General features: G+C 50.7%; 17 protein-coding genes. 3 read left to right on the top strand and 14 right to left on the bottom strand.

Translation table 11 applies throughout. The features are described 5' to 3' along the window. The first annotated feature begins 71 nt into the window (after positions 1 to 71). Positions 72 to 2,348 carry a 5-methyltetrahydropteroyltriglutamate--homocysteine S-methyltransferase gene (gene metE, locus QWI17_RS03075; RefSeq protein ID WP_302721027.1) on the top strand — a complete coding sequence of 759 codons (2,277 nt, stop codon included), beginning with the start codon at positions 72 to 74 and terminating at the stop codon, positions 2,346 to 2,348. A gap of 99 nt (positions 2,349 to 2,447) precedes the next feature. Here metE and QWI17_RS03080 read toward each other — a convergent pair whose 3' ends face one another. The 5 genes from QWI17_RS03080 to recQ all read right to left on the bottom strand — a co-directional run bounded on the left by QWI17_RS03080 (position 2,448) and on the right by recQ (position 7,489). Further along, entirely contained in the window at positions 2,448 to 2,927 is a 480-nt protein-coding gene (locus tag QWI17_RS03080) for a protease complex subunit PrcB family protein (RefSeq protein WP_302721028.1), read from the bottom strand. Positions 2,928 to 3,594: 667 nt separating this feature from the next. Next, a complete protein-coding gene (locus QWI17_RS03085; protein ID WP_302721029.1) occupies positions 3,595 to 4,059 on the bottom strand; it encodes a CYTH domain-containing protein in 465 nt (154 codons plus the stop codon). A gap of 5 nt (positions 4,060 to 4,064) precedes the next feature. Then, the gene (locus QWI17_RS03090; protein ID WP_302721030.1) at positions 4,065 to 4,592 is read right to left on the bottom strand and encodes a disulfide bond formation protein B; all 528 of its coding nucleotides are present in this window, start codon (positions 4,590 to 4,592) and stop codon (positions 4,065 to 4,067) included. 42 nt (positions 4,593 to 4,634) lie between these two features. Beyond that, positions 4,635 to 5,297, bottom strand: coding sequence for an HAD family hydrolase (locus QWI17_RS03095; RefSeq protein WP_302721051.1), 663 nt, complete (start codon positions 5,295 to 5,297; stop codon positions 4,635 to 4,637). Beyond that, on the bottom strand, positions 5,297 to 7,489 hold the full coding sequence (gene recQ / locus QWI17_RS03100; protein WP_302721031.1) for a DNA helicase RecQ: 2,193 nt from the start codon (positions 7,487 to 7,489) through the stop codon (positions 5,297 to 5,299). The genes QWI17_RS03095 and recQ overlap by 1 nt, the downstream gene beginning before the upstream one ends. A gap of 90 nt (positions 7,490 to 7,579) precedes the next feature. Here recQ and QWI17_RS03105 point away from each other — a divergent pair, with 90 nt between their 5' ends. Beyond that, positions 7,580 to 9,439, top strand: coding sequence for a sensor domain-containing diguanylate cyclase (locus QWI17_RS03105; protein ID WP_302721032.1), 1,860 nt, complete (start codon positions 7,580 to 7,582; stop codon positions 9,437 to 9,439). 14 nt (positions 9,440 to 9,453) lie between these two features. Here QWI17_RS03105 and QWI17_RS03110 read toward each other — a convergent pair whose 3' ends face one another. From QWI17_RS03110 to QWI17_RS03130, 5 genes are all read right to left on the bottom strand, one after another. Further along, complete coding sequence (locus QWI17_RS03110) at positions 9,454 to 9,888, bottom strand: response regulator (RefSeq protein ID WP_302721033.1); 435 nt, start codon at positions 9,886 to 9,888, stop codon at positions 9,454 to 9,456. Beyond that, on the bottom strand, positions 9,885 to 12,602 hold the full coding sequence (locus QWI17_RS03115; protein WP_302721034.1) for a PAS domain S-box protein: 2,718 nt from the start codon (positions 12,600 to 12,602) through the stop codon (positions 9,885 to 9,887). Before QWI17_RS03115 ends, QWI17_RS03110 begins: the two co-directional genes overlap by 4 nt. Before the next feature lie 458 nt (positions 12,603 to 13,060). Beyond that, complete coding sequence (locus QWI17_RS03120) at positions 13,061 to 13,912, bottom strand: SPFH domain-containing protein (protein WP_302721035.1); 852 nt, start codon at positions 13,910 to 13,912, stop codon at positions 13,061 to 13,063. Between the two features lie 24 nt (positions 13,913 to 13,936). Continuing rightward, on the bottom strand, positions 13,937 to 14,401 hold the full coding sequence (locus QWI17_RS03125) for an NfeD family protein (protein WP_302721036.1): 465 nt from the start codon (positions 14,399 to 14,401) through the stop codon (positions 13,937 to 13,939). A 119-nt stretch (positions 14,402 to 14,520) separates the two neighbouring features. Beyond that, positions 14,521 to 16,851, bottom strand: coding sequence for a beta-propeller domain-containing protein (locus QWI17_RS03130; RefSeq protein ID WP_302721037.1), 2,331 nt, complete (start codon positions 16,849 to 16,851; stop codon positions 14,521 to 14,523). 346 nt (positions 16,852 to 17,197) lie between these two features. Between QWI17_RS03130 and QWI17_RS03135 the strand changes: the two genes are divergently transcribed. After that, positions 17,198 to 19,339 carry a TonB-dependent siderophore receptor gene (locus tag QWI17_RS03135; RefSeq protein ID WP_302721038.1) on the top strand — a complete coding sequence of 714 codons (2,142 nt, stop codon included), beginning with the start codon at positions 17,198 to 17,200 and terminating at the stop codon, positions 19,337 to 19,339. A 45-nt stretch (positions 19,340 to 19,384) separates the two neighbouring features. Here the strand turns inward: QWI17_RS03135 and msrQ are convergent, their stop codons facing one another. The 4 genes from msrQ to QWI17_RS03155 form a co-directional block, all read right to left on the bottom strand. Beyond that, a complete protein-coding gene (gene msrQ / locus QWI17_RS03140; protein WP_302721040.1) occupies positions 19,385 to 19,987 on the bottom strand; it encodes a protein-methionine-sulfoxide reductase heme-binding subunit MsrQ in 603 nt (200 codons plus the stop codon). A 56-nt stretch (positions 19,988 to 20,043) separates the two neighbouring features. Then, positions 20,044 to 21,042: a protein-methionine-sulfoxide reductase catalytic subunit MsrP gene (gene msrP / locus QWI17_RS03145; protein ID WP_302721041.1), complete on the bottom strand. Its 999-nt coding sequence runs from the start codon at positions 21,040 to 21,042 to the stop codon at positions 20,044 to 20,046. 260 nt (positions 21,043 to 21,302) lie between these two features. Next, positions 21,303 to 22,313 (bottom strand): helix-turn-helix transcriptional regulator, encoded by a 1,011-nt coding sequence (locus tag QWI17_RS03150; protein WP_302721042.1) that lies wholly within the window; start codon positions 22,311 to 22,313, stop codon positions 21,303 to 21,305. A 139-nt stretch (positions 22,314 to 22,452) separates the two neighbouring features. After that, positions 22,453 to 22,881 (bottom strand): MerR family DNA-binding protein, encoded by a 429-nt coding sequence (locus QWI17_RS03155; RefSeq protein WP_302721043.1) that lies wholly within the window; start codon positions 22,879 to 22,881, stop codon positions 22,453 to 22,455. Positions 22,882 to 23,058: the final 177 nt, after the last annotated feature.

Consider the following 23,058-nt stretch of genomic DNA (forward strand, 5'->3'; position numbering starts at 1 on the left):
TTATATAATACCATTATTAATCATGGTTAATAGCCCCTAGACTGCCCCTAATCAACTGACAGGAGGCAACAATGGCCATTACCCACAACTTAGGATTTCCGCGCATTGGCGCAAAACGTGAACTCAAATTTGCCCTAGAAGCTTATTGGAAGGGGCAAACTAAAGAAGCTGAACTCCAGCAAACCGGTGCCGAATTGCGCCAACTGCACTGGCAACAACAATCCGGCCTCAACTGGGCACCGGTGGGGGATTTTTCTTTCTACGATCAGGTGCTCGACACCAGCTTCACCCTGGGCCACTTACCTGAGCGTGTCAGCAATCTCGCAGGCACTGAGCTGGACAATTATTTTCGCGTCGCCCGCGGCCGAGCGGTGAATGATTCCGCGTGCCAGTGCGTACACGCCGGTGAGATGACGAAATGGTTTGATACCAACTATCACTACATCGTTCCGGAGTTCACCCAGGATACTGAGTTCACCTTGAATCCGGCGCGACTGATCCGGCAACTGCAAGAGGCCAAGTCACAGGGTGTAAATGCCAAGCCCGTTATTATTGGCCCCGTCACCTACCTGTGGTTAGGTAAAAGCAAAGATGGCTGCGACCGCTTACAGCTGTTGGATAAACTATTGCCTGTTTATCAAGCGCTATTGCAACAGCTGGCCGATGCGGGGGCCGAGTGGGTGCAAATTGACGAGCCCGCTCTGGTAACCGAACTAGACCGAAACTGGCAACACGCCGTTAATGTCGCCTACCATCAGCTCAAAGCCGCACCGGTGAAACTGCTGGTGGCAACCTACTTTGACGAACTGCGTGATAATCTCAAGCTCGCCTGTGAACTGCCCGTGGCGGGCTTGCACATCGATGCGGTACGGGCGAGAACTGAAGTGGTAAGAGTCATAGATTGGCTGCCCAGCCACAAAGTGCTTTCGCTGGGTATTATCGACGGGCGCAACATATGGAAAAGTGACTTAACCGAGCTGTTGAGTTGGCTGGAGCCTATTTCACAAAAGCTCGGCGAGCGGTTATGGTTAGCGCCTTCGTGCTCGCTTTTACATGTACCTGTCGATTTAACGGCCGAACAAAATCTGGACAGTGAAATAAAAAACTGGCTCGCCTTTGCCCAGCAAAAAATAGATGAGCTATCAACACTCGCCACCGCCTTGAATGAAGGCCGAGCAAGCGTTGCCGAAAAGCTTGCGCAGAACCGCGATGCTTTAGCCGGCCGCCGCGCCTCTGATCGTGTGCACAACCCCACTGTACAGGAGTCTGTCGCTAAAATAACACCCGCGCTTGGCAAGCGAGCCAGCAGCTATAGCAAACGTACTGCCAAGCAACGCCAGCAACTGGCGCTGCCCAGATACCCCACCACCACGATTGGCTCGTTTCCGCAAACCCCACAGATTCGCAAGGATCGGCTGGCTTTCAAACAAGGCGAACTGAAACTCGACGAATATCAAAACCGCATGCGCACCGAAATCGAATATTCCGTGCGTGAACAGGAGGCGCTTGGCTTAGATGTGCTGGTGCACGGCGAAGCCGAGCGCAACGACATGGTTGAGTATTTTGGTGAACAACTTGAAGGGTACGTGTTTAGTCAATTCGGCTGGGTGCAATCTTACGGCTCGCGCTGTGTCAAGCCACCCATTTTATTCGGCGATATTACTCGACCACACACCATGACCGTAGAATGGATTCGCTACGCGCAATCGCTCACTGACAAGCCAATGAAAGGTATGTTGACAGGGCCTGTGACCATTCTCAATTGGTCTTTTGTGCGCGACGATCAGCCGCGCAGTGAAACCTGTAAACAACTGGCACTGGCCATTCGCAAAGAGGTTCTGGATTTGCAGGCCGCTGGGGTCAACATCATTCAAATTGACGAGGCCGCACTTCGAGAGGGGTTACCGCTGCGTCAAAGTCAGTGGCAGGAATACTTAACATGGGCCGTAGAATGTTTTCGCATCAGCGCCAATGGCGTTAAAGATGAAACGCAAATACATACCCATATGTGCTACTCAGAGTTTAACGACATCATCGATGCCATTGCCCATATGGACGCAGATGTCATCACCATTGAAACATCGCGCTCAGACATGGAACTGCTGGATGTGTTTGACAGTTTTAAGTACCCCAATGAAATAGGGCCGGGTGTTTACGACATTCACTCCCCTAACATTCCCAGCGAGGAGCATATTGTGAACTTAATGGGCAAAGCCCGGGAGCGAATTCCCGCAGAGCGCTTGTGGATCAATCCGGACTGCGGACTAAAAACGCGCCAGTGGGACGAAGTACGGCCTGCATTGCAAAATATGGTGAGTGCGGCAAAATCTCTACGCAATAGCGCGTAGAGATTGCGCTTCAATCATAAGGCGGGCGAAAAGCCTGCCCTATGATTTCTGGCGTAGTGCCGTGAGATTTACTTCCGTGTCGGGGCGCTGCGCTTCGAACTATGGGCAACTATTAAAAACCTCGCCCTCAAAGCGAACGGGCTTATCGTTGATGGCCACAGAAACAAAGCAATATGGGTAGGATAATGCAGCGTCGGCACCGCAGCTTTGCGGTTCGCCTTCACGGTAACTTACCTGTAGAAATTCACCATGCTCGGCAATACTCTCCACGTCTATGCTGTGACCTAAAGAGGGCTTTTGACCGGCGTACAGCATAATGACCTGATGAGTGTCAAAATCAACAGCTGGCGCATCCTGCTGGCTGTTCAGAGCGGTAGCCAAATAGCGCTCACGATACTCGTGCTCATTGTCGATCACTGTAAAAAGCGAATCCTCGTACGGGGTATTGCTCGACACAGCTGGGCACGCAAGCCTAGTGTAGGCAACCAACGACTCATGCTCAGCATCATCCGACGAACCGCAGGCGGCGAGTGAACAGACAAGACCAATAACAATACAATTTCGTACCTTGCTTACCATAGCACACAGCTCTCCTTTGTGGGAACAGGCCTTTGACGTGACGTTCCTTTGAAGTAACACTCCTTTCCGTAAGGGTCCTTTAACCTAACAGTCCTTTGCGGTCCTTTGAGTAAAAGGCCCTTGAGCTAAGAAACCCATTGGGTATTAAGTCATTAAATACTGGCCCAAACAACACTAACGTCTAATCCGGCAGACTGCAATCCTACCTTATTTACCAGCGATCTTTCGTTAAAGGTTGTTACCAGCCGTAGAAAATTCACTAAGGACACGTTTAAACCAGCCCCACCTAGGAAAAATTTTTCAACTGCTACGCCATAGCTGGCTGTTGAAAAACCCAAGCATGCTCAGCGTAGCCTGAAGCGTGCAGATTTTGTGTCTTGTCTCGACGGACAGGGTGGTTCCCTTTGCTAGAGGCAAGGTGCGGCAAATGTGCGCTTCAGACCACGCCCTCTGCGGCTTACCAAGCGTTAGCGACATCAGCCCGCAATTCGCTTGCCGTGCACGTCAAGACGTTTGCGATGTTCTGCGCCTATAAGGCACCGAGTTGTATTAGATCATCCGTCGCATCGGTAGAATATTGGCCTGTCTAATCGGCCAAGCTCTGCGCGTGTCGTAAAAATACAGTTTTGCTGTTTATCCGCCGCGTATCACTCGGTGTACACAACAACTACCACGTCGCATACGGATGATTAAGCAATTGCGAATTAAAATACCGAGTCTGGCCCGTCACCTCTTCCATGACCCAATCGGGTTTAAGAAACTCTTCGTTTTCGGCTCCCAGTTCAATTTCCGCAACAATAAGCCCTTGGTTCTCGCCGTGAAAAATATCTACCTCCCAGGTATGATTTGCCACTGGATATTCGTAACGTGTTTTTTCCACAGTTTTCCCAGCACACAAGGTGGCTATAATCTCCTTGGCATCAGCCTTGGGAATTTCATATTCGTATTCGGCACAGGCAATACCCGTGCTTTCCCCCTTCAAGGTTAGATACCCGATATTACCTTTGACGCGAATACGCACCACAGTGCTTGAAGCCGTTTCAACATACCCCTGAGAGATATACGTTCCTGCGACAAGCTCGGGGAGCAGGGACACATCTACCAGAAATTTCCGTTCGATCTCAATCCCCACAATCGTTACTCCGCAACCCGGCGCACACAGCCCATCAGTGCCACACTCATCGCAAGCACCAAGCCAATGCTGACGAGGACCAAACCGTGTGTCATTGAAATTGGCCCTAACACCAAAGGCGTAGCCTGACAAAGATCCTGCACCTCAAACACGGCAGGCAACCAACTATCGAGCGGCGCCCAGTCCGGAAAATTGGCCTTGTAGCCACAGGCGCCGCCATTGCCAATTCCGTACTCGACTTTGATCAACCCCCAGGTTTCCATGGCCAGACCAAGGCTTAACACGAGCCCAGTCAAACTAGCCGCTATGCGCCCCCATAACCATTTCCTTATCCACAGAGCAATAACACTCACTAAAAAAATGAGCGCCACCCACACCCTCACGTATATGCACAATTCGCAGGGGTAGAATTTTTCAACATGCTGAAAATACAGCGCACCACCCTCAAGGGCTAACATGGCCAGGGCAACGGCCACCCAAAAGTATCTGCAAGAGGCTAGGCTAAAGAGCCGTTGAATATAGGGAGTGCTCATCGCTTTTTCCATTTGTCTCAACTCAGTGATCGGCGCCCGGATTCAGGCACGGTCAAATTTTATCTGCCCCAGTATGCTGCCGAACTCGCTGTAATGCGTGAACCTATAGTTTACCGCAGCTGGTTGTACACTTTGTCTTTGGGTTTTCCAGATGGTTGTCATACCCAATAGGTTGGCAGGTTGCATATCTGCCACTATGCTGTCACCACAAAACACAGAATATTTGGCTTGTGCACCCATCATATCAAGAGCATGAAGAAAGATTTCTGGCGTTGGCTTTTTAACGCCCAATTCGCCCGACGTGACAATGGCATCTAAATAACCGTACAGCCCCAAAGCTTCGATTTTATTGCGCTGAAAAAAGTCCCGTCCATTGGTCACTATCGCCAGCTTAATGCCGGTATTCGACAATCTACGAACCGTATCTAACGCACGGGGAAAAGCTTTGCAGTATTGAGCGAAGTTTTGATCAAAGTCGACATGCATGATTTCGGCTAGGCTGTCACTTAACGCACATTCCTTGGCAATTTTTCGAAATGCCGCCCATTTAGGCTGAATGACTTCATTCTCTCGAACAAAAGCCTTGATAAATTTCTCCGGTTCCGCACACGCGTTATATTTACACTGAAAGCCCCAAGCGCAGTCCATAAGGCTGCTGGATTTATCAAGCAAGGTGTCATCTAAATCAAAAAGCACCGCCTGCATCAATCAGTGGTCTCCCTCACCACCACGGCCCGCACACAGCGCAATACGCCGTAGTCGTAAGCGCCGTCCAGTGCTTCATAGACAGGCTTGAGCTTAAAGGGTTCATCATCGTGAGCGAGCATGACATCAAAAATAGTGTCGAGCTCTTGTTCGGGTAACTCGACCACCTCGGTCACATCCAGCTGGCCCTGCTCAATTAATCCGGCCAAATGACCGTACACTGTGGTTTCGGTGATATCGCGCTGACGCGCGATATCAGCAATTGTCATCCCTGCTTTAAACAACGCGAAGGTTTCGTGCTCGGTGGCCTTCACGTTTTCGGCACTGCCTGCGTATTCGGATAAACTTTCCGCGTGCTCGATGATGGCTGCAACAAACGCATCACCGTAGTGATCACGCTTGCTCGCGCCCACCCCAGAGATACGGGAAAAGGCATCTAAGTCTTGCGGCTGCAAGCTGACCATTTCCATTAAGTGGGCATCGTGAAATATCATGTAAGGGGCAATATCCTGCTCAGCGGCTAAGCTCTTACGCAGCTCGCGCAGTTTATCCCACAGGGCCCGGTCTGGCCCAGAAAGTCCGTTAGCGGCTCCACTGCTGCGGGATTTGCGGCCGGAGTCCACCTTAATGTCTTTGCGCAATTCAATGCTCTGTTCACCCTTGAGCAGAGGCCGACATTTTTCGGTGAGCTGCAGGCCGCCAAAACCCGCCACATCAACTTGCATAAGTCCGCGCGCCACGAGTTGACGAAAAACCGAGCGCCACTGATTGACGTCCAGCTCCCCCCCTATGCCAAAGGTACTGAGTTTATCGTGACCAAATTGGATGACTTTGTCAGGTGTTTTACCCAGTAATACATCAATAAGATGATTTACCCCAAAACGCTGGCCGGTACGATGACAAACGCTGAGCGCTTTTTGCGCAACGACAGTGCCTTCAAACGTTTGGGGTGGCGTTAGGCAGGTATCGCAGTTATTACACGGACCGTGGTCTTGCTCGCCAAAATAAGACAAGAGCACCTGGCGACGGCAACTGGTAATTTCACACAGCCCCAACATCGCATCGAGCTTGTGGTGCTCAACCCGACGAAACTCTTCATTGCCCTGTGACTGGCTCAGCATCTGCTTAAGTTTGATTACATCTTGTACGCCATACACCATCCAAGCGGTAGCGGGCTCGCCGTCGCGGCCCGCGCGACCGGTTTCCTGATAGTAGGATTCAATGCTCTTGGGCAGGTCCAGGTGAGCCACAAACCGCACATCTGGCTTATCGATTCCCATACCAAAAGCAATGGTGGCAACGATAATGACACCGTCCTCGCGCAGGAATCGGTCCTGATTTTGTTGGCGGGTAGGCGCGGGCAAACCCGCGTGGTAAGGCAGGGCATTCAAACCCTGAGTCGTCAGCCAGCTTGCCGTCTCTTCTACTTTGCGGCGCGACAGGCAGTACACAATACCTGCGTCTTTAGGGTGCTCATTGTGTAGAAATCGCAGCAGTTGCTGGCGCGCATTTTGTTTCTGCTCAATACGGTAAACGATGTTGGGGCGGTCAAACCCGCTCACGAACTGCTTCGCCGCCTGCAACTGTAGGCGTTCAATAATCTCGGCGCGGGTGCGCTCATCGGCGGTGGCGGTAAGCGCTATGCGCGGCACGGCTGGAAACTGCTGTTGCAGCAAGCTCAGCTGTAAATAGTCAGAGCGAAAATCGTGTCCCCACTGGGACACACAGTGCGCCTCGTCAATTGCGAACAAGGAAATAGGTAGGGATTGCAATAGGCTCAAGGTTCGTGGCTGCACCAACCGCTCCGGCGCAACATAGAGAATCCTAATCTCGCCGTTGCGCAAACCCTGCTCTATCGACTGAACCTGATCGGAGGTTAAGCTTGAGTTGAGATAAGCCGCACTCACTCCCAGCTGCCCAAGCGCTTCAACTTGATCGTGCATCAACGCGATCAGAGGTGATACGACTATAGCTAAGCCCTCGCGTACCAACGCGGGAATTTGATAGCACAGTGATTTACCGCCACCGGTAGGCATTAACACAAGCACATCGTCTCCGGCAATTAGAGCATCGATAATGTCAGCTTGCTGGCCACGAAAGTCGCTGTAACCAAAGGTTGTCTGTAGAGTCGCTAAGGCAGTTGTCATCATAGCGGCAAGTTTAGCAGCCCAAGTCCACATCCGTCCTGTCATTGCGCACCTTTAACCGCAACACAATATCGTGGGCTAATAATGCGGATGGGTCGCCCTACTTTTCAGCCGAGGCCATTACAAGCATTGTCGGTGGCACGAAAATCATCTAACATCGGTGCCTACAAACCTACTCACAATAACCACGCCCCTATGACGTGTCTGCGCCGTAAAGTTTCGCCTAAGCCATTGAATATATTAATGGTTTTGTGCTTTTTAAGCATTGTCTCTGGCATTGCAGGGCAAGCTCAATGCGCTCCGGTATCGCTTGCGGAATTACCGCCCCAGCCGCTTGGCAGATATCTTTTTACGCTGCAGGAAAGCGGTGATACATCTGCGCTTAACTGGCACCAAGCATACCAACGTTTTCTAGATGGAGAATTCGTAGCGTCAGACACCTCAGTCATCGCAAAAGGGCTGGCCGCACAGCCGATTTGGCTCGCCCTGGAACTCAAGGCGGCTAGCAGCGATCGGCGTCGCTTGATGATAGACGCCTCCTGGATAGACCAGCTCGATTTCTTTCATCTGAGCCATGGCCAGCTCATCTATACGCACACTGCTGGAGACCACAAACCCTACGCGAATAGGGGTCATCAGTACACGGGTTTTGAAGTCGACCTTAGCTTTAGCCCCGGACGGCATGTGCTTTTAATTCGTGCGCAAACACCCGACCCCATGTTTTTGCCGGTGTATCTCCTGACACAAAGTGAGCGCGATAAATTTGCCACACAAAGGCTTTTCACTTATGGCCTAGGCTATGGCTACCTACTGGCATTGATGCTGTATAACGTGTTGCTGTTTTTGGGCCTCAAAGATCGCCGCCACTTGCTCTACGCTTTTTACCTTGGAGTTTTCGTCACCGCCAATCTCGGCTACACGGGCCATGGATTTGCCTGGATATGGCCGGACGCCACGGCCTGGCAACGCTGGGGGCAACCTATACTGCTGGGTCTGTTCGGCACTAGCGCACTCGTATTTAGCGTAGAGTTTCTCGATATTCGCAAGCACTGGAGGCGGGGCTTCTACTGGGCTCTGGGTGCAACATGCCTATTTTGGTTAACCCAAGTCATTGCGCTGGTACAGGAGCATCATACCCTGGCGATAACCAGCGCCTTTGTTTTTCTTGTTGTTTACACTGTGTTAATGCTCATACACGGGTTTCATCAACTCAGCAATCAACCGCTGAATGCCCGCTACTTCTTAATTGCAATCAGTGCCGGCACACTTGGCACTATTACCACAACGTTAACCGCCATAGGCTTGTTGCCGGCCTATGAATTTACCTTTCGCGCCGCCGAAATTGGCATGTTGATTGAAGCTACACTATTGGCTTTAGCGCTAGCCGCAAGATTTCGCCTAACCCAACAGGCCCACGACCGAGCCCAGTATAACGCCAATATTGATGTCCTTACCGGCCTAAATAATAGGCGCGCACTGAAAGAGCTGTTAGATCGCCTTTGGGCCGGGCATCAGCGCCACGGCCACCCCTTGAGCATCGTAATCATGGACATTGATCACTTCAAAGAAGTCAATGACATCTATGGCCATATTGGTGGCGATCAGGTACTTAGGAAAATGGGCCAGTTAATTAAAGAGTCGGTAAGAGCCGAGGATGTCGCCGCTCGCTGGGGCGGTGAAGAATTTCTGATAGCCATGCCTCACAGCACGGCGAGTGGCGCCATCGAATTTGCCGAAAGGTTGCGTGAGAAAATAGAGCGGGTGGCGGTTAGATCAGACACCGGCGATACCGACGAGACAATTTCAGTAACCGCCAGCTTTGGAATAGCCCAGTGCACATTGCAGGAAACCACACTGGAACAACCTATCGTTCGAGCGGACAAGGCACTCTATCAAGCAAAAATCAACGGTCGCAACCGTTCGCTAATATGGAATGCGCATATGAAAAACCGCAATCGTGTCACGAATAAGGCCAGCGCTTTATCTGCCCAATAGGTAAAAAGGCGCTATTAGCTTGTTGCAGATTGCGACAACCGGGAGTTAGTCAGCAACCAAAAATCGAAAATTCTTCCCAGTGCCACGACAAAATCTTCAAATTCACTTGGCTTAACAACATACGCACTGGCCCCTAAACGATAACACTCCTTGATCTGCTCACTATTGTCCGCCGTGGATAAAACCACCATTGGTACATGAACAAATTTCTTCAGGTTTGCTCGTCGTTGCTCCAACACCTGTAAGCCATTTAGGCCCGGCATATTAAGATCCAGCAGCACCAAATCGGGCATTTCACTTTCATCCACTTCCTGAATAGACTGCAGCAACTCTCGCCCCGAGCTTAGACTGGCCAAGTCGACCCGGTTAGCCAACTGTTTAGCTGCTGACTTAGCCAAGAAAACATCATCGACATCATCATCCACTAACCACACACGATAAGGCTTCACGACTCAACCTCACTTAATTTATCAGGTATATCAACAAAGAAGGTCGCGCCTTCACCAAGCACTCCTTGGGCGTGAATGGTGCCTTTGTGGGCGTTAACAACCTGTCGACAAATCGCCAATCCCATACCACTACCCGTGTTTTTAAGCTCGTTATCTAACCGCCCAAAAGCCGAGAACATTTTATCGACATCCTCATTATCAAATCCAATTCCGTTATCGGACACTGTTATCTGCCTACCACACACCACACGGCCTTCATATCGATCTGTAACATCAATGCGGATAATCAACTCTCTGTCGGGACTTTTGTACTTAATTGCATTACCGACAAGATTCTTCAGCAGTTGCACAAACAAGAACCTGTCTACGCTCAATGTAGCATCCCTCACGACTTCAATTATTGGCTGCACTGCATCAATGTCTTCGCTGAGTATTTCTCGAACTTCAGCCATCAAGTCTGACAGTGGCTCTGGAGCAACGCTAACTTCTCTCGATGCCACCTTAGAGACCTGAAGTATATTTTTAACCAAATCCTTCATAACCCGTGACGACTCAGCCATTTTCTTCATGGCATAGCGGGTATCTTCAGACACATTCTCTATTTCAGCCCCTGCCTCAACACTCGTCGAAAATGCAATTATTTTCCGGAGGGGCTCCTGTAAATCGTGAGATGCCATATAGGCAAAATTTTCCAAATCTTTGTTTGACTGCTTCAGTTTCTCCGAACTTTCTTTTAGATCGCTAATATCGATAAAACTTCCCAGCATTTGTATCGGATTACGGTCCGGGTCAAAACGAAATACCATATCGTAGCTATAACACCATATCCAGTGTCCATTCTTATGTAAAAGCCGATACTCTATAGGCTCAACTGCACCCTTATTCTGTATAACTCTTTGCACGTGACGTCTCACCTCTGCAACGTCTTCTGGATGAATAATAGATGCCATGCCGGGTAACGATTCCAGATCCTTCAACGCATAACCGGTGATTGCTGTGTAACGCTCATTGACGAAAACATTCTTGTCATCTTTGATATCCAGAATATACAAACCACATAGAGAGCTTTCAACCACCGCTGACAAAAACTGTTCACTTTCTTTTAGTTTACTCTCAGTCTCTTTAAGTTCAGTTATTTCCACCGAAGACCCAACAATTCGATATATATCGCCCACTTCATCCATTACCGGATAAAGTGAAGTCTTCCACCAGGTGGAGTGCCCCTTAATTTCAACGTTTTCAACATAGGTTTGCTGGCGCCCAGTTTCATAGCTCAACCTGTAGCGATCTTCTATTTTTTCAGCGCTCTCCCGAGATAGAACTCTTGGCGCCAACTCTGATACTGTTTTATTTTTTAGGTCCTTTATCTTAGTCCCCAGCGCACTTTCAATTGTGGGGTTGACCGAAGTGAAAACCTGCCTGCCATCCTTCAGGCAATCAAGTACAAATAGCCCGTAGGATGTTCCGGAGAAGATTGACTCCAAAAATTGATTTTTCTCGGACAGTGACAACGCCATATCCTTGCGCTGCTGAATATCCTCTACCGAACCACACATGTAGCGATTACTAGCGCCTTCCTCGCCAACACACTCGCCATGAACTCTAAACCAACGAACCTCTCTGTTAACCAGTATTGCGCGAAACTCAACATCAAAGTCGTCACCATTAATGATGTGCTTGTCCATTGCCGAGAAAAATTTGGAGCGATCATCGTCGTGAACATGCGCCTCCCACAAACCCATATTGAGCTCAGCCGGCTCTTTCTGGTAGCCAAATAATTGCCACAATGCCGACGACCACCACAGTGTGTTACTTTCAAGCTGCCACTCCCACAACCCTTCGCGAGTCGCCGATGTAATTCGTTCAAATCGGTGATTCGCCTTAGCCAATCGCTCTTGCGATGCAAGCTTCTCACTCACATCGGTCACCGCGGCGAAAACCTTATCCTCATCATTTATAGTCTTTTTTATAAGCCTAATTTCGATAGGAATTTTTTGCCCCGACTTATGTACACCGTGCACAACACGTCCAGACGCCATCGCTCTACTCGCACTGCTGGACGTGAAGAAACTTTGTAGCAACTTGCCATGGGAGCCGCGCATATCGCGCTCAATAAGCACAGTGACATTTTCACCGGCAAGCTCACCGAGTTGATAGCCAAACAAAGTACACAACGCATCATTCGCCATCGTGATTTGTCCATTATCGTCCACCACCATCAGCCCAACAGGTGAAGCGTTAGCAGCCTCGCGCAGGTTGCGGTCACTCTCATACTGGGCTTCGGCTGACAACCGGTCTAGCTTTTCCTTATTGGCTTCATTGACGGCCTGACGCAACTGGTCTATTGACGGAGTTGCCAAGATGCGCGGCACCATATAAATCAAGGCTATTGCCGTAATGACGGATACCGTCGCAGTAGCGGCCTTAATTGCTCCATGCACGCCATAGCTACCTACCCAAATAGTGTAAATACTGTAAACATGCGTCAAACCGCACAGAAGTATAAAAAGCGAAAAAAGAATAAACAGCGAGGGAAACATAAGATCTCGGCGCCGCTTTCTGATATAGATTAGCCCTGCGGGAATGCTAAAATAGGCCAGCGCAATCATTGCATCCGAAATTACATTGGTCCACAAAATGGCAGGCTGCCACATGTAACAGTGCCCATGTGGCATGAAATCCTGACTGAGAAATCCGAGCATATCCGCTGTCACCCTGGCCTCCTTGAGGTTACTGCATTCAACCATCCACATCACTCTTTTAGCCTTGCTAGCAACATGTTACTGACAGCGCATATAGGTAAGTCAGCCAATGAGTCCAGCATGCAGCTTAAAAGGTTCAGCCCTAGTTCAAGCAAGCGGTACCGCCAAACGAAAATGGCGAGTAAAAGACTTTAGCTTAATTGTAGTAGCTTAAAGAAAGAGTGCTTGCAAATTTGATTGGCCGGCGATCGGTTTGAAGTGAAAGGACACGCAGTTTTCGTCGATGAGTCATGCTGGCGTGCGGTAAGATTGCGCAAAAAACCCTCAATAACCACATATAATTTATGGCTATTTATCGATTGACGGTGCGCGCGCCGGAAGAACAAATGCAAATTAACAAGAAGTACTGAAGAGGCGGGCAGCGCGCGAGCGCCACCCTTAAGAATATCTTACCGCGAATGCAGAGCCTGCTAGCCTTTGGCAAATAGCCCTTTCACGGCATTGGCCAAGTCGGCTGGGTAAACAACCGTCTTGGAATTGGCGGAAGTGGACAAGTCGCCGATTGACTCAATGTACTTTTCACCCAACAGATACATAACCGGCAATTCATCACCGCTTTGAACGGCGTCGGTGACCACTTTAATCGACTTAGCCGACGCATTCGCCAGAACAATTTTAGCCTCAGCATCGCGGCGCGAGGCCTCTAATCGACCATCCGCCTCAAGAATGGCGGCTTGTTTTTCACCCTCTGCACGGGTTACCGCTGCGCGTCTTTGGCGCTCGGCAGCGGCCTGCTCTTCCATTGCCTGCTGCATTGTAGGCGATGGGTTAATGTCCTGAATTTCAACGGTTTTTAGGACAATGCCCCAATCCGCAATATCGTCCGATATCGACGCCTTGAGTTTAGCTTTGATTTGATCACGGGAGGATAAAGCTGAATCCAGAGCCATTTCGCCGATAATGGAGCGCAGCGAGGTCTGAATGAGATTTTGAATGGCAATAGTATAGTTTTCGACGCCGTACACCGATTTTTCCGGACTAACGATATTAATATAGGCTACCGCGTTGGCAATAATAACGGCGTTATCGTAGGTAATAACATCTTGCGATGGAATGTCCAATACAATGTCTTTGGTCGTTACCTTGTAAGCAACACTGTCAAAGAAAGGGATTATTAAATTCAGGCCGGGCGTTAACGTCATATGGTATCGCCCTAAACGCTGCACCACATCCTTGCGGCCCTGAGGCACGATTCTAACGCCACGGGTGATAATAAAAAATACCAGAAAAACGCCGGCAAGCACCGTAATTAATGCGTCCATTTTAGAGTTCCCTATAGCTGATTGTTATCGGTGAAGTTTGACCACAAGATCGTTACCGGAGACTTCCGTCACCGCCACTCTATCGCCAGACTTTACATCCTCTTGGCAGATAAATCGCCATTCATCTTCCCCCAACAAAGGCGCAGGGAAACGCAACTGCCCTCGCCCTGTGGATTCGTTGAAATCCAGCACCGTTGCCGTTTGGCCCAGTAGTTTTTCATACGCCATACCGCTGCGGGTTTTGTCTTTCATACGCGGTGCCACCCAGCGGAACCAGGCCACCAGGCAGGCCATCGACAATACCGCCCAAAGAAATAACTGCGTGGATAAATCGAGCGGGAGTACAGCGCTAACAACACCGACAACAATGGCGCTGACACCGAGCCAAAGTAGAAAAAAACTGGGAAGAATTATCTCCAGCGCTGCCAGAGCAATACCGCCTACAACCCAAAGCCACACCGGCATACCGGCGACCATCCACTCACTCATTTTATTCTCCTGTAGAAGTCTAAGGAGTATAGCGGCAAGCGATACGGTTAGGGAACCAGGAGGTCGGCGATATTTGCGCCGTTAAAAAAACCAGGGGCTCAAATAGAGCCCCTGACAGCTTACTCGTTCGCCCAAAGGTTGATATGTCGATAACGAGTTTGTACGTGACAGGCATCGGCCGACACCTGAATCCCCGAGTGCACCTCGGTGATATAGCCCTCCAACACTACGGTTAAATCGTAGGTGCCGGCACGCTCAGCAGCGCCTTCGAATACACAACTGCCATGTCCGTCAGCGATACCCATTACCTGCTCGACATAGTCATCATCCCTTAACGTCACTTGGGCAGCACAGGGGTCGTCCCCTGCCCAAACCGTAACACTCATGCCATAGCGTATTTCTTCGGTACAAGCGATGGGCTCGCCTCCTACCGGGCCGGTAGGATCGTCAGGACTGCCCCAAGCGGCAAACCATAGCTGGTTATCATGCGCGTAATACACCGCTTGGTCGTGCAACAGGCCTCGCCTTGCGCCAAATCCAGAGTCCCAGCGTTCGCTGCCGGCGGCTTCGGCAATCAAGACGCCTTTATCCTCTAGCGTAGCGCCATTGGCGTCGACCCCCACAAGCTCAAGCATCTGTAAACCGCTGTACTGCCATGCGCTGGTCTCGCTGTCGCTGCGAGCGTGCACTTTAACTGGAAAGGCTATACGTACACCCCCATTGCCATCCGGTAAAAAGCTTAACGCTCGCAGATCATACAAGGCTTCACTGCGGCTTCCTTGCTGACCAATATTTACCTCACCGACCAAACTCGGCACACCCTCGGCGACTTCAATCAGCTGAGCCTTAATGCCATCGGTCCAACCAGTCTCTCCATTGACATTTTGCCCCAGAGTAAAAATGTACTGGTCATTGATAGGGTGAATGTAATCCGAAAAGCCTGGGATCTCTAACTCGCCAGTAATTTTGGGGTCCAGAGGGTTCGCCAAGTCCACTACGTAGAACGGATCGATTCGCCGAAAGGTCACAATATACGCCTGATCTTCACGAAAGCGCACTGCGAAAATATCTTCGCCAGTCTTACCAATAGCCTCGGGCCGATTATCATTGGGAAGCTCTGCTACGGCATCCAACGTTTGGCCATTTTGCTCCATCACAAACAATTTATGCACCAGCTCACCATTCCAGTCAGAGGTGACAACTCGCAAATAGCCTTCGTGCTGGTGTACTCGATACGGTGCCCGGCCACGCAAGTCACCTCTGACCGCACCGGTTGCAGAATACGCAGCTCCACTATCGGTTAAATCAAATTTATGGATTGTTGTGGTTTGCCCGTCGCTTTGCCAGCTATTGCCGGTCAAATACAGAGTGTCGGCGCTCATGGTCATATCATTTACACCGGAGCTAACACACAACGAATCGATGACAGATTGACTGGCCAAATCAATCGCGGTGACATTCACCAGTGAATAGAAACCTGAGTTTTCGTCAGTAGAGCTTTGTACCAAACACGAATCCGCTAACGTGTGCTCTTCGTCCCCGATGCGATAGCCCGGCAAAATATCGTCAAGGTTCGTCTGTTGCAGAAACTGCTCGTTGTCTGCGCGCGCGCCATCAGCGGTATGCTCCAGCGCCAAGTTATACAGCCAAGGGTCATAGCGCGACACCACGTAGAGCGTATCGCCAATGCGACGACTGTTGATCAAGGCGCCATCAATCGTGATTACGTTGCTTAACTCAGGCGCTGACGGCACATTGACATCGATAAATTCTAGGCGCAGCTCACTGTTTACCGGCCCAGGCCAGATTTCACTTGCGAAGTCGACGACCAGTCCGGGCCCTGGCAATACGGGGGTAACGCTTCCCCATTGATTGCGCAAAGCAACTATCTGACTGGCCGTATCGCCGTCTTTATGCAAATACATTGCGGCAGCCCCACCCCATTCGGTGTCGGCAAAACTGTATGCCCCCACTAAACTGGCCGCGGGAATATCAGGTTCCGTCGAGAATATTTGAATACCGGGCAAGTTAGTCGCGGTGCCTTGTGGAACGTAGGAAACAAACCAGTGTTGACCGTCGTACTTAGCGACATCCGCCTCATCGACACCGGCCACGTGAACATTGGTATCTGAGTAGTCGTGTCCACCACCATCGCCACTTGCAGGCGGCGCAGAAAAATCAACAGTATCATCAACACTTTCACCATCGGTGAATTGATATCCCATGGTTTGAAGCCGCAAGCCGTTCTTAAGAAAATTGCTCAATTCATCGCCCGCTACCGCAACCAGTGGCTCTGAGTCCACTTGTGCAGGCTTAAGTTGTTCATACTCAACGGGCTCGACACCTACTGGGTTACCAGGATTACCTGTCACTGGCGGGGCATCCGACGATGAACCACCACAGGCCAGCAGACCGCTTGCCATTGCTGTTACTAAGATTATGAACCGCATGATTTAACTCCCCTGTTAATCAAGTTGCTTTATTGCAAGGTAATCCGTTTTTGCCTTACATAAAAAGCACAAAGTTGTGTGAAGTTGTAAAAACCATCGGTAAAAGGCAACTTATTAAACCTTCCCACCTAGGCATCAATTGCCAAACGTGACATCTGCATCAACAAACACCACCCCACAGTTGATAACGCTTATCATTTAGATTATTATTAATATATAGAATACGACCGTGAGAATGGAGTACAAGCTCGACGGTACACGATGATGACTATCAGCAAGGTAACCTGCTGTTCAGAGGGACTCTGACGGTTGGATGGGGCCGAGCTGTTGAACTGAGTGAATATTTATGAAGACCTTTCAGTTAACCTCACTGGCAATTGCCCTATCTGTGAGCCAGATTGCCACAGCCAATGAGACCGCGCGCCAGGATACAGCTCAACCGGGCCAAATTGAGCAAATGGAAGTTACCGGTTCGCGCACCAGTGGTTATGCGCCAGATCAGGCCAGTGTAGCCGGCCGCCTACCGGTGAGCGTGGCTGACACGCCTCAGTCTATCTCGATTCTGTCGAGCGATTTAATGCAAGACTTTCAGCTGACCAATATCAATTCCGCGCTCGATACGGCCACCGGTATCGACGTACAGCGTATTGAATCAGACCGTACCTATTACACCGCGCGCGGATTCGAAATCAATAACTTCCAAATCGACGGCATTGGCCTACCCCTAAGTTCCGGCAACACCCATGGCAATATTGAGACCGCCATCTATGACCAAATTGAAGTGGTACGCGGTGCCAACGGTTTAATGACAGGTGCCGGCAACCCATCTGCCACGGTGAATCTGGCGCGCAAACGTCCGGCCGATTTAGCCGATGGCGCTATTGCTATTACCGGCGGCTCTTGGGATCGCCAGCGCATTGAAGTGGACGGTATGTTCCCCATTGGCGACTCGGTCCGGGCTCGCGTTGTTGTGGTTGATCAGAGCAGTGAAAGCTATCTGGACCGTTATAGTGACGAGAAAACTGTCTTCTACGGCGTTGTGGAGGCGGATTTAACCCGTAACACTCAGCTCACCTTGGGCCACACCTACAGTGACAGCAGTGCCGACGGCAATCTTTGGGGCGCATTGACCCTGTACTACACCGACGGCACGCCCACCAACTTTGACCGCAGTACCAATACCGCCGCCGACTGGTCAAACTGGAATATTGTCAAAGAAAACACCTTTGTTGAGTTGACCCACGCTTTTAATGAGGACTGGCAGGCAACCGCAATCTATTCGCACATTACCACCGACGAAGACTCAGAACTTTTCTACGTCTACGGCACCCCTGACCGTGAAACCGGATTGGGACTGATCGGCTATGCCAGCGAATACGATTTAGATGACCGCCACGATCTATTCGACGTATATGTCACTGGTGCCTTTGACTTATTGGGTCGTGAACATCAAATCGCAACCGGCGCGTCTTTTGCTGAAATGGCCTATGAAGATATTTCACTGTATGACTATTCCACGGGTAATGGTTTCCCTCCCCTGCCGGCCATGGAGCAGTGGCACGGCAACACGCCATTTCCGGTACTGCGCGAAGGCGCTTCGGGCAGTGAGATTGAGGAAAAGCAAACCGCGTATTATGCGTCCGGTCGGTTTAATATTTTAGACGGCTGGCACATTATCGCCGGTGGTCGCTACAACCAACTCGAAGTGGACGGCGTCTCTTACGCTACCGACCAAACCTCCGATGACGATGAATTTATTCCCTACCTGGGTACGGTGTATGAGCTTGTGCCAGGTATCAAGGCGTACGCGAGCTACACCGAAACCTTTATGCCACAAACCGAGCTCGACATTAACAATTTTCGCCTCGATCCGGTAACCGGAGAAAGTGCCGAACTAGGTGTAAAAGCTGAGCTGTTTTCAGGCCGATTACTGGCCACAGCCGCGTACTTTGATGTGCAACAAACCAATTTGGCAAAGCTTGATCCCAGCACAGCGAGCCTGCCTGCGGATCAACAGCGTTACATCGGAGCCGACGGAGTCAGCAGCAATGGCTACGAACTGGAGCTGGCCGGCGAACTCATTAGCGGCCTGCAGGCAAGCGTCGGCTTTACCAGCTTTGATATCAAAGGCGATGATCTGATTGCGGGCTATACGCCCGACAGCGTGTTAAAGCTCTCGACAACCTATAACCCAGCGGCTCTAAGCGCTCTGACAATAGGAGCAAATTTGCGTTGGCAAGACGATATATCGCGTGTGCAAGGTGTGGTAGGTGAGGGATTTGCCAAGGCCGGTGATAACATAGTGACTCGTCAAGACGCCTACACCATCGTTAATTTGATGGCCCGCTATGACTTTACCGACAAGCTTTCTTTGCAGGTCAATGCCAACAATGTAACCGACGAAAAGTATTTGAACAGTTTGTTTTGGGCACAGGGTTACTACGGTGCTCCAGCCAACTACAGCGCCACACTTATGTGGAAGATATAAACGGTTCAACAGCCTGCTATATGTGAATTATAAAGAAGGCCGCTACTAAGCGGCCTTCTTTTGTTTCTGCAGCTTTTGTCGGTGCCAATAAAACCGTATTCCCAGTAAAACCAGTGTGATAACACCGAACAATACGGCGTGAAAATAACTGGAACGCACCTGCCACAAAACATGAACCCAGCCGAGAAACAACGCAACATACACTAGGCGATGTAATTTTTGCCAGTTTTTACCTAGCCTGCGCATCATACCTTTGGTTGAAGTAACCCCCAAAGCTATGAGAATCAAAACCGCCGGCGCGCCGGCCGTAATGTATGGACGTTTGACCAACTCAGAGACAAACCGGGACAGATCCAACCCCAAAATAAACACCAGATAGGAGGCCACATGACAAAGGGCGTAAAACAGTGCGAACAACCCAAGCATACGCCGGTGAACCATCAGCCAACGCCATTTTGCTAAACGCACCAATGGCGTTACTGACAGAGAAAAGAACAAAAAGTAAATCGCCCACTCACCGGTAAACAACACAATGGTTTTCGCCGGGTCCGCTCCCAGCTGCTGCGTCACCGTCATATAAGTGATAAACGCAAGCGGGCTCAAAGCAAGTAAAAAAATAGCAATTCTTCGCCACCACACTACTGTCACTAACCGCTCCTGTTCTACCGTAACCCGTAACCCGTAACCCGTAACCCGTAACCCGTCTAATAGTATTTCGTCAAATCCATGCCTTTATACAAATCAGCCACCTCTTCCTGATAACCATTGAACATCTGTGTATCAATGATATTGGGGCTGAACAGGCCGCTGGGCAGGCGCCTTTCTGTCGCCTGTGACCAGCGTGGGTGACTGACACTGGGGTTTACATTGGCGTAAAAACCATACTCTCGCGGTGCGCTGATATTCCAGCTGGTCGGAGGCTCTTGTTCGGTAAAGGAAATTTTAACAATCGATTTGATACTCTTGAAACCATACTTCCAGGGCACGACTAAGCGCAGTGGTGCCCCGTTTTGATTGGGTACAGGTTTACCGTAAAGCCCCACCGCCAACAAGGTGAGTGGGTGCATGGCTTCGTCCATGCGTAAACCTTCAACATAAGGCCATTCAATTGAACTGAACACACTGTCTTGCGCGCGCATCTGATCCGGTGCATGCAACGTTTCAAAGGCCACATATTTAGCACGACTGGTGGGTGCAAATTGTTTTAACAATTGCCCCAGCTCAAACCCCACCCAGGGAATGACCATAGACCATGCCTCAACACAGCGCAGCCGATACACGCGCTCTACCAAGTCGACTTTCGCCAGAATATCTTCCAAGTTAAAAGTACCGGTTTTTTCGGCATGGCCGCTCACTTCAACCTGCCAGGGGTGCGGCTTGAGTGTGTGCGCATGTTCGGCAGGGTCGGCCTTGTCATAGCCAAATTCATAAAAATTATTGTAACTGGTGACATGCTTGTAGGGCGTTAATTTATCTTTAACCTCTTGCCCATAGGCTTGCGCACCCGCAATACCCTCTTCTAGCCAGCGCGGCCCTTGTGCTGCCGATGAGTCGGTAACAAAGCCCGGCTTTGCCTGACTAAGTGGCGTAGCAGCCATCGCAGTGCCCGCAAGAGCCAGCTGCATAAAGCGGCGGCGGTCACGATAAATGGATTCGGGTGTTACGTCGTTCTCAGTCAGACGGCCCTTGGATCGAATTAACATACTTACCTGCGCCCTATCGTTGTGCGTTAACCTGTAGACCCTGAAAAAGGGGAAATGTTACAGGGGAATACGAGGCAGCGCGGGCCGCAGATGTGACAACAGTAATAACCGTGCCAATATCACCATTGTCATAAACCGTTATCGGACCGTATTTTTCATCGGACTGGCCCGCAGGCGCCATATTTAGTGGTATGAGATTAGTGGTTTGAGTTTAGCGGTATGTGCTCAGCGGCATCCGTCGGGCAATTAATTAATCAAGGTTAATGATGGGAGCGTGCATTAGCGTTGTGCTTGTCGTTATTGATTGTGGCTGGGGAAGCTAATGCGTCTGCAATGGTTTGGGCCCGGTGACGTATCAGTGAGATTAAAGGCTCAGGGCCGATTATTTGTGCTCCCGGCAAAAAACCCAGCACCCGACTCGCGGCGGTGGCGAGATCTACTGCTTTAAAAGCCACTTCAACGCTGCCGTCTGTGTGCTCGGTCATGTTATCCCAGCAGCAAGGGTGATCCTTCGCCACCGCCGCATAATCTGGCGGGAACCGCAGTTGCACCTCCGTGGGGGGCGGCTGCTGGTTGCCCTCCCAGGTGAGGAAATCGTCTGGGTTAAAACCTTCGGGCCGGGCAAAGGTTTGCGGCAGCACTTCAAGTGCCTCGATACGATCTACCCGAAAAGAGCGAATGGCCGAGCGCAGCTGACAATAAGCAACGCAATACTGTTGCCCCCAACTGTAAACCAACGCGTAGGGGTTTATACGGCGCTTGAGCGCGAACTCTTCGCCGCGACCACGATAGATAATGTCGACCTCGTGCCGGTTACGGGTGGCATTGCAGATATCGTGCAAACGATCGTTATCAACACTCGGGTTCATGCGGGGCATACCGCGCGTCAGTAGACTTTCTTTGGCCCAGTCGATTTCCGCTAACTGATCATGGGGCAGAACATTGGCAATTTTGCTTAAGGCGCTTTGCGCAGCGGGCCGAAACAAGCGCCCCCAGGATCGCTCCACCATTTCTGTACCCAGATAAACGGCAACCGCCTCTTCAGCGCTCAACATCAATGGAGGCATCCGGTACCCCCGCACCAGCGAGTATCCACCATGGGTGCCGCGCTCCGCGTATACCGGCACTCCCATATCTTCCAACATACCGATATAGCGCTGAATGGTCCGCACCGATACGTCGAGCGACTGCGCCAACCTGGAGGCCGGTGAATTCGGTTCACGTTGCAACAACATAATTAGGTTAATCAATCGGCTCGCGGTGCTTGCCATGTCGCTCTCCAGAGTCAGTGAGTCGATCACTTGATGGGCTCACATTGTTTTATTTACTCTAGCAACAATATACGACAGATATTGACGCAAATCGCCCTTAGGCTACACCCAACGAGAAAATAGTTGCAGTGGCGCCATTCTAGTTGGGAAGCAACTGGGGCTCACCTCTCATTCTCTGGGGTGCGCAAGGGGCATCTGTCGGCGACAGAGGGCCACAACCAATGCAGCTATCGAGCTGATCACACAGTGCCAGCAGGGTGTCGATGCGCGATTGCAAAGAACTGCGCCAGTGCGAGGATAAACGTTGCCAGTCTTTTAAGGCTGGCATCGAGTGCTCAGGTAACTCGGCAAGTGCATCGGAGATGGCACCCAAATCAATGCTGGTGCTTTGTGCGACTTTGATCATTGCCGCTACACGCAATACCCGGCGCTGATAGCGACGCTGGTGGACCCCAGTGCGCCACAGTGAATCAGGCCGCGAGATTCGTAAAGTGTAGTGCTGATATCGCGATGCCACTGCGACCACCGCTAATTCGAGCTTTGCGGTGGGCTGACGAGTAGAAGACATAATGGGGTGCCCTAGCAGGCTGTAGACCTAAGGAGCCTCTGATCAAGTCTCCAGTGGTCTCTGCGCGAGTCAAAACGTTCACTCGGCAAGGCGCGCTTCGCAGGCAATGGCCATAGTCCTTGGCAAGAGGTGCAACACAGCGGATGGACGTTTTGGCCGCGCCCTTCGGGGCTTGCA

It is taken from the genome of Gilvimarinus gilvus (assembly GCF_030518155.1).
Classification (GTDB): Bacteria; Pseudomonadota; Gammaproteobacteria; order Pseudomonadales; family Cellvibrionaceae; genus Gilvimarinus; species Gilvimarinus gilvus.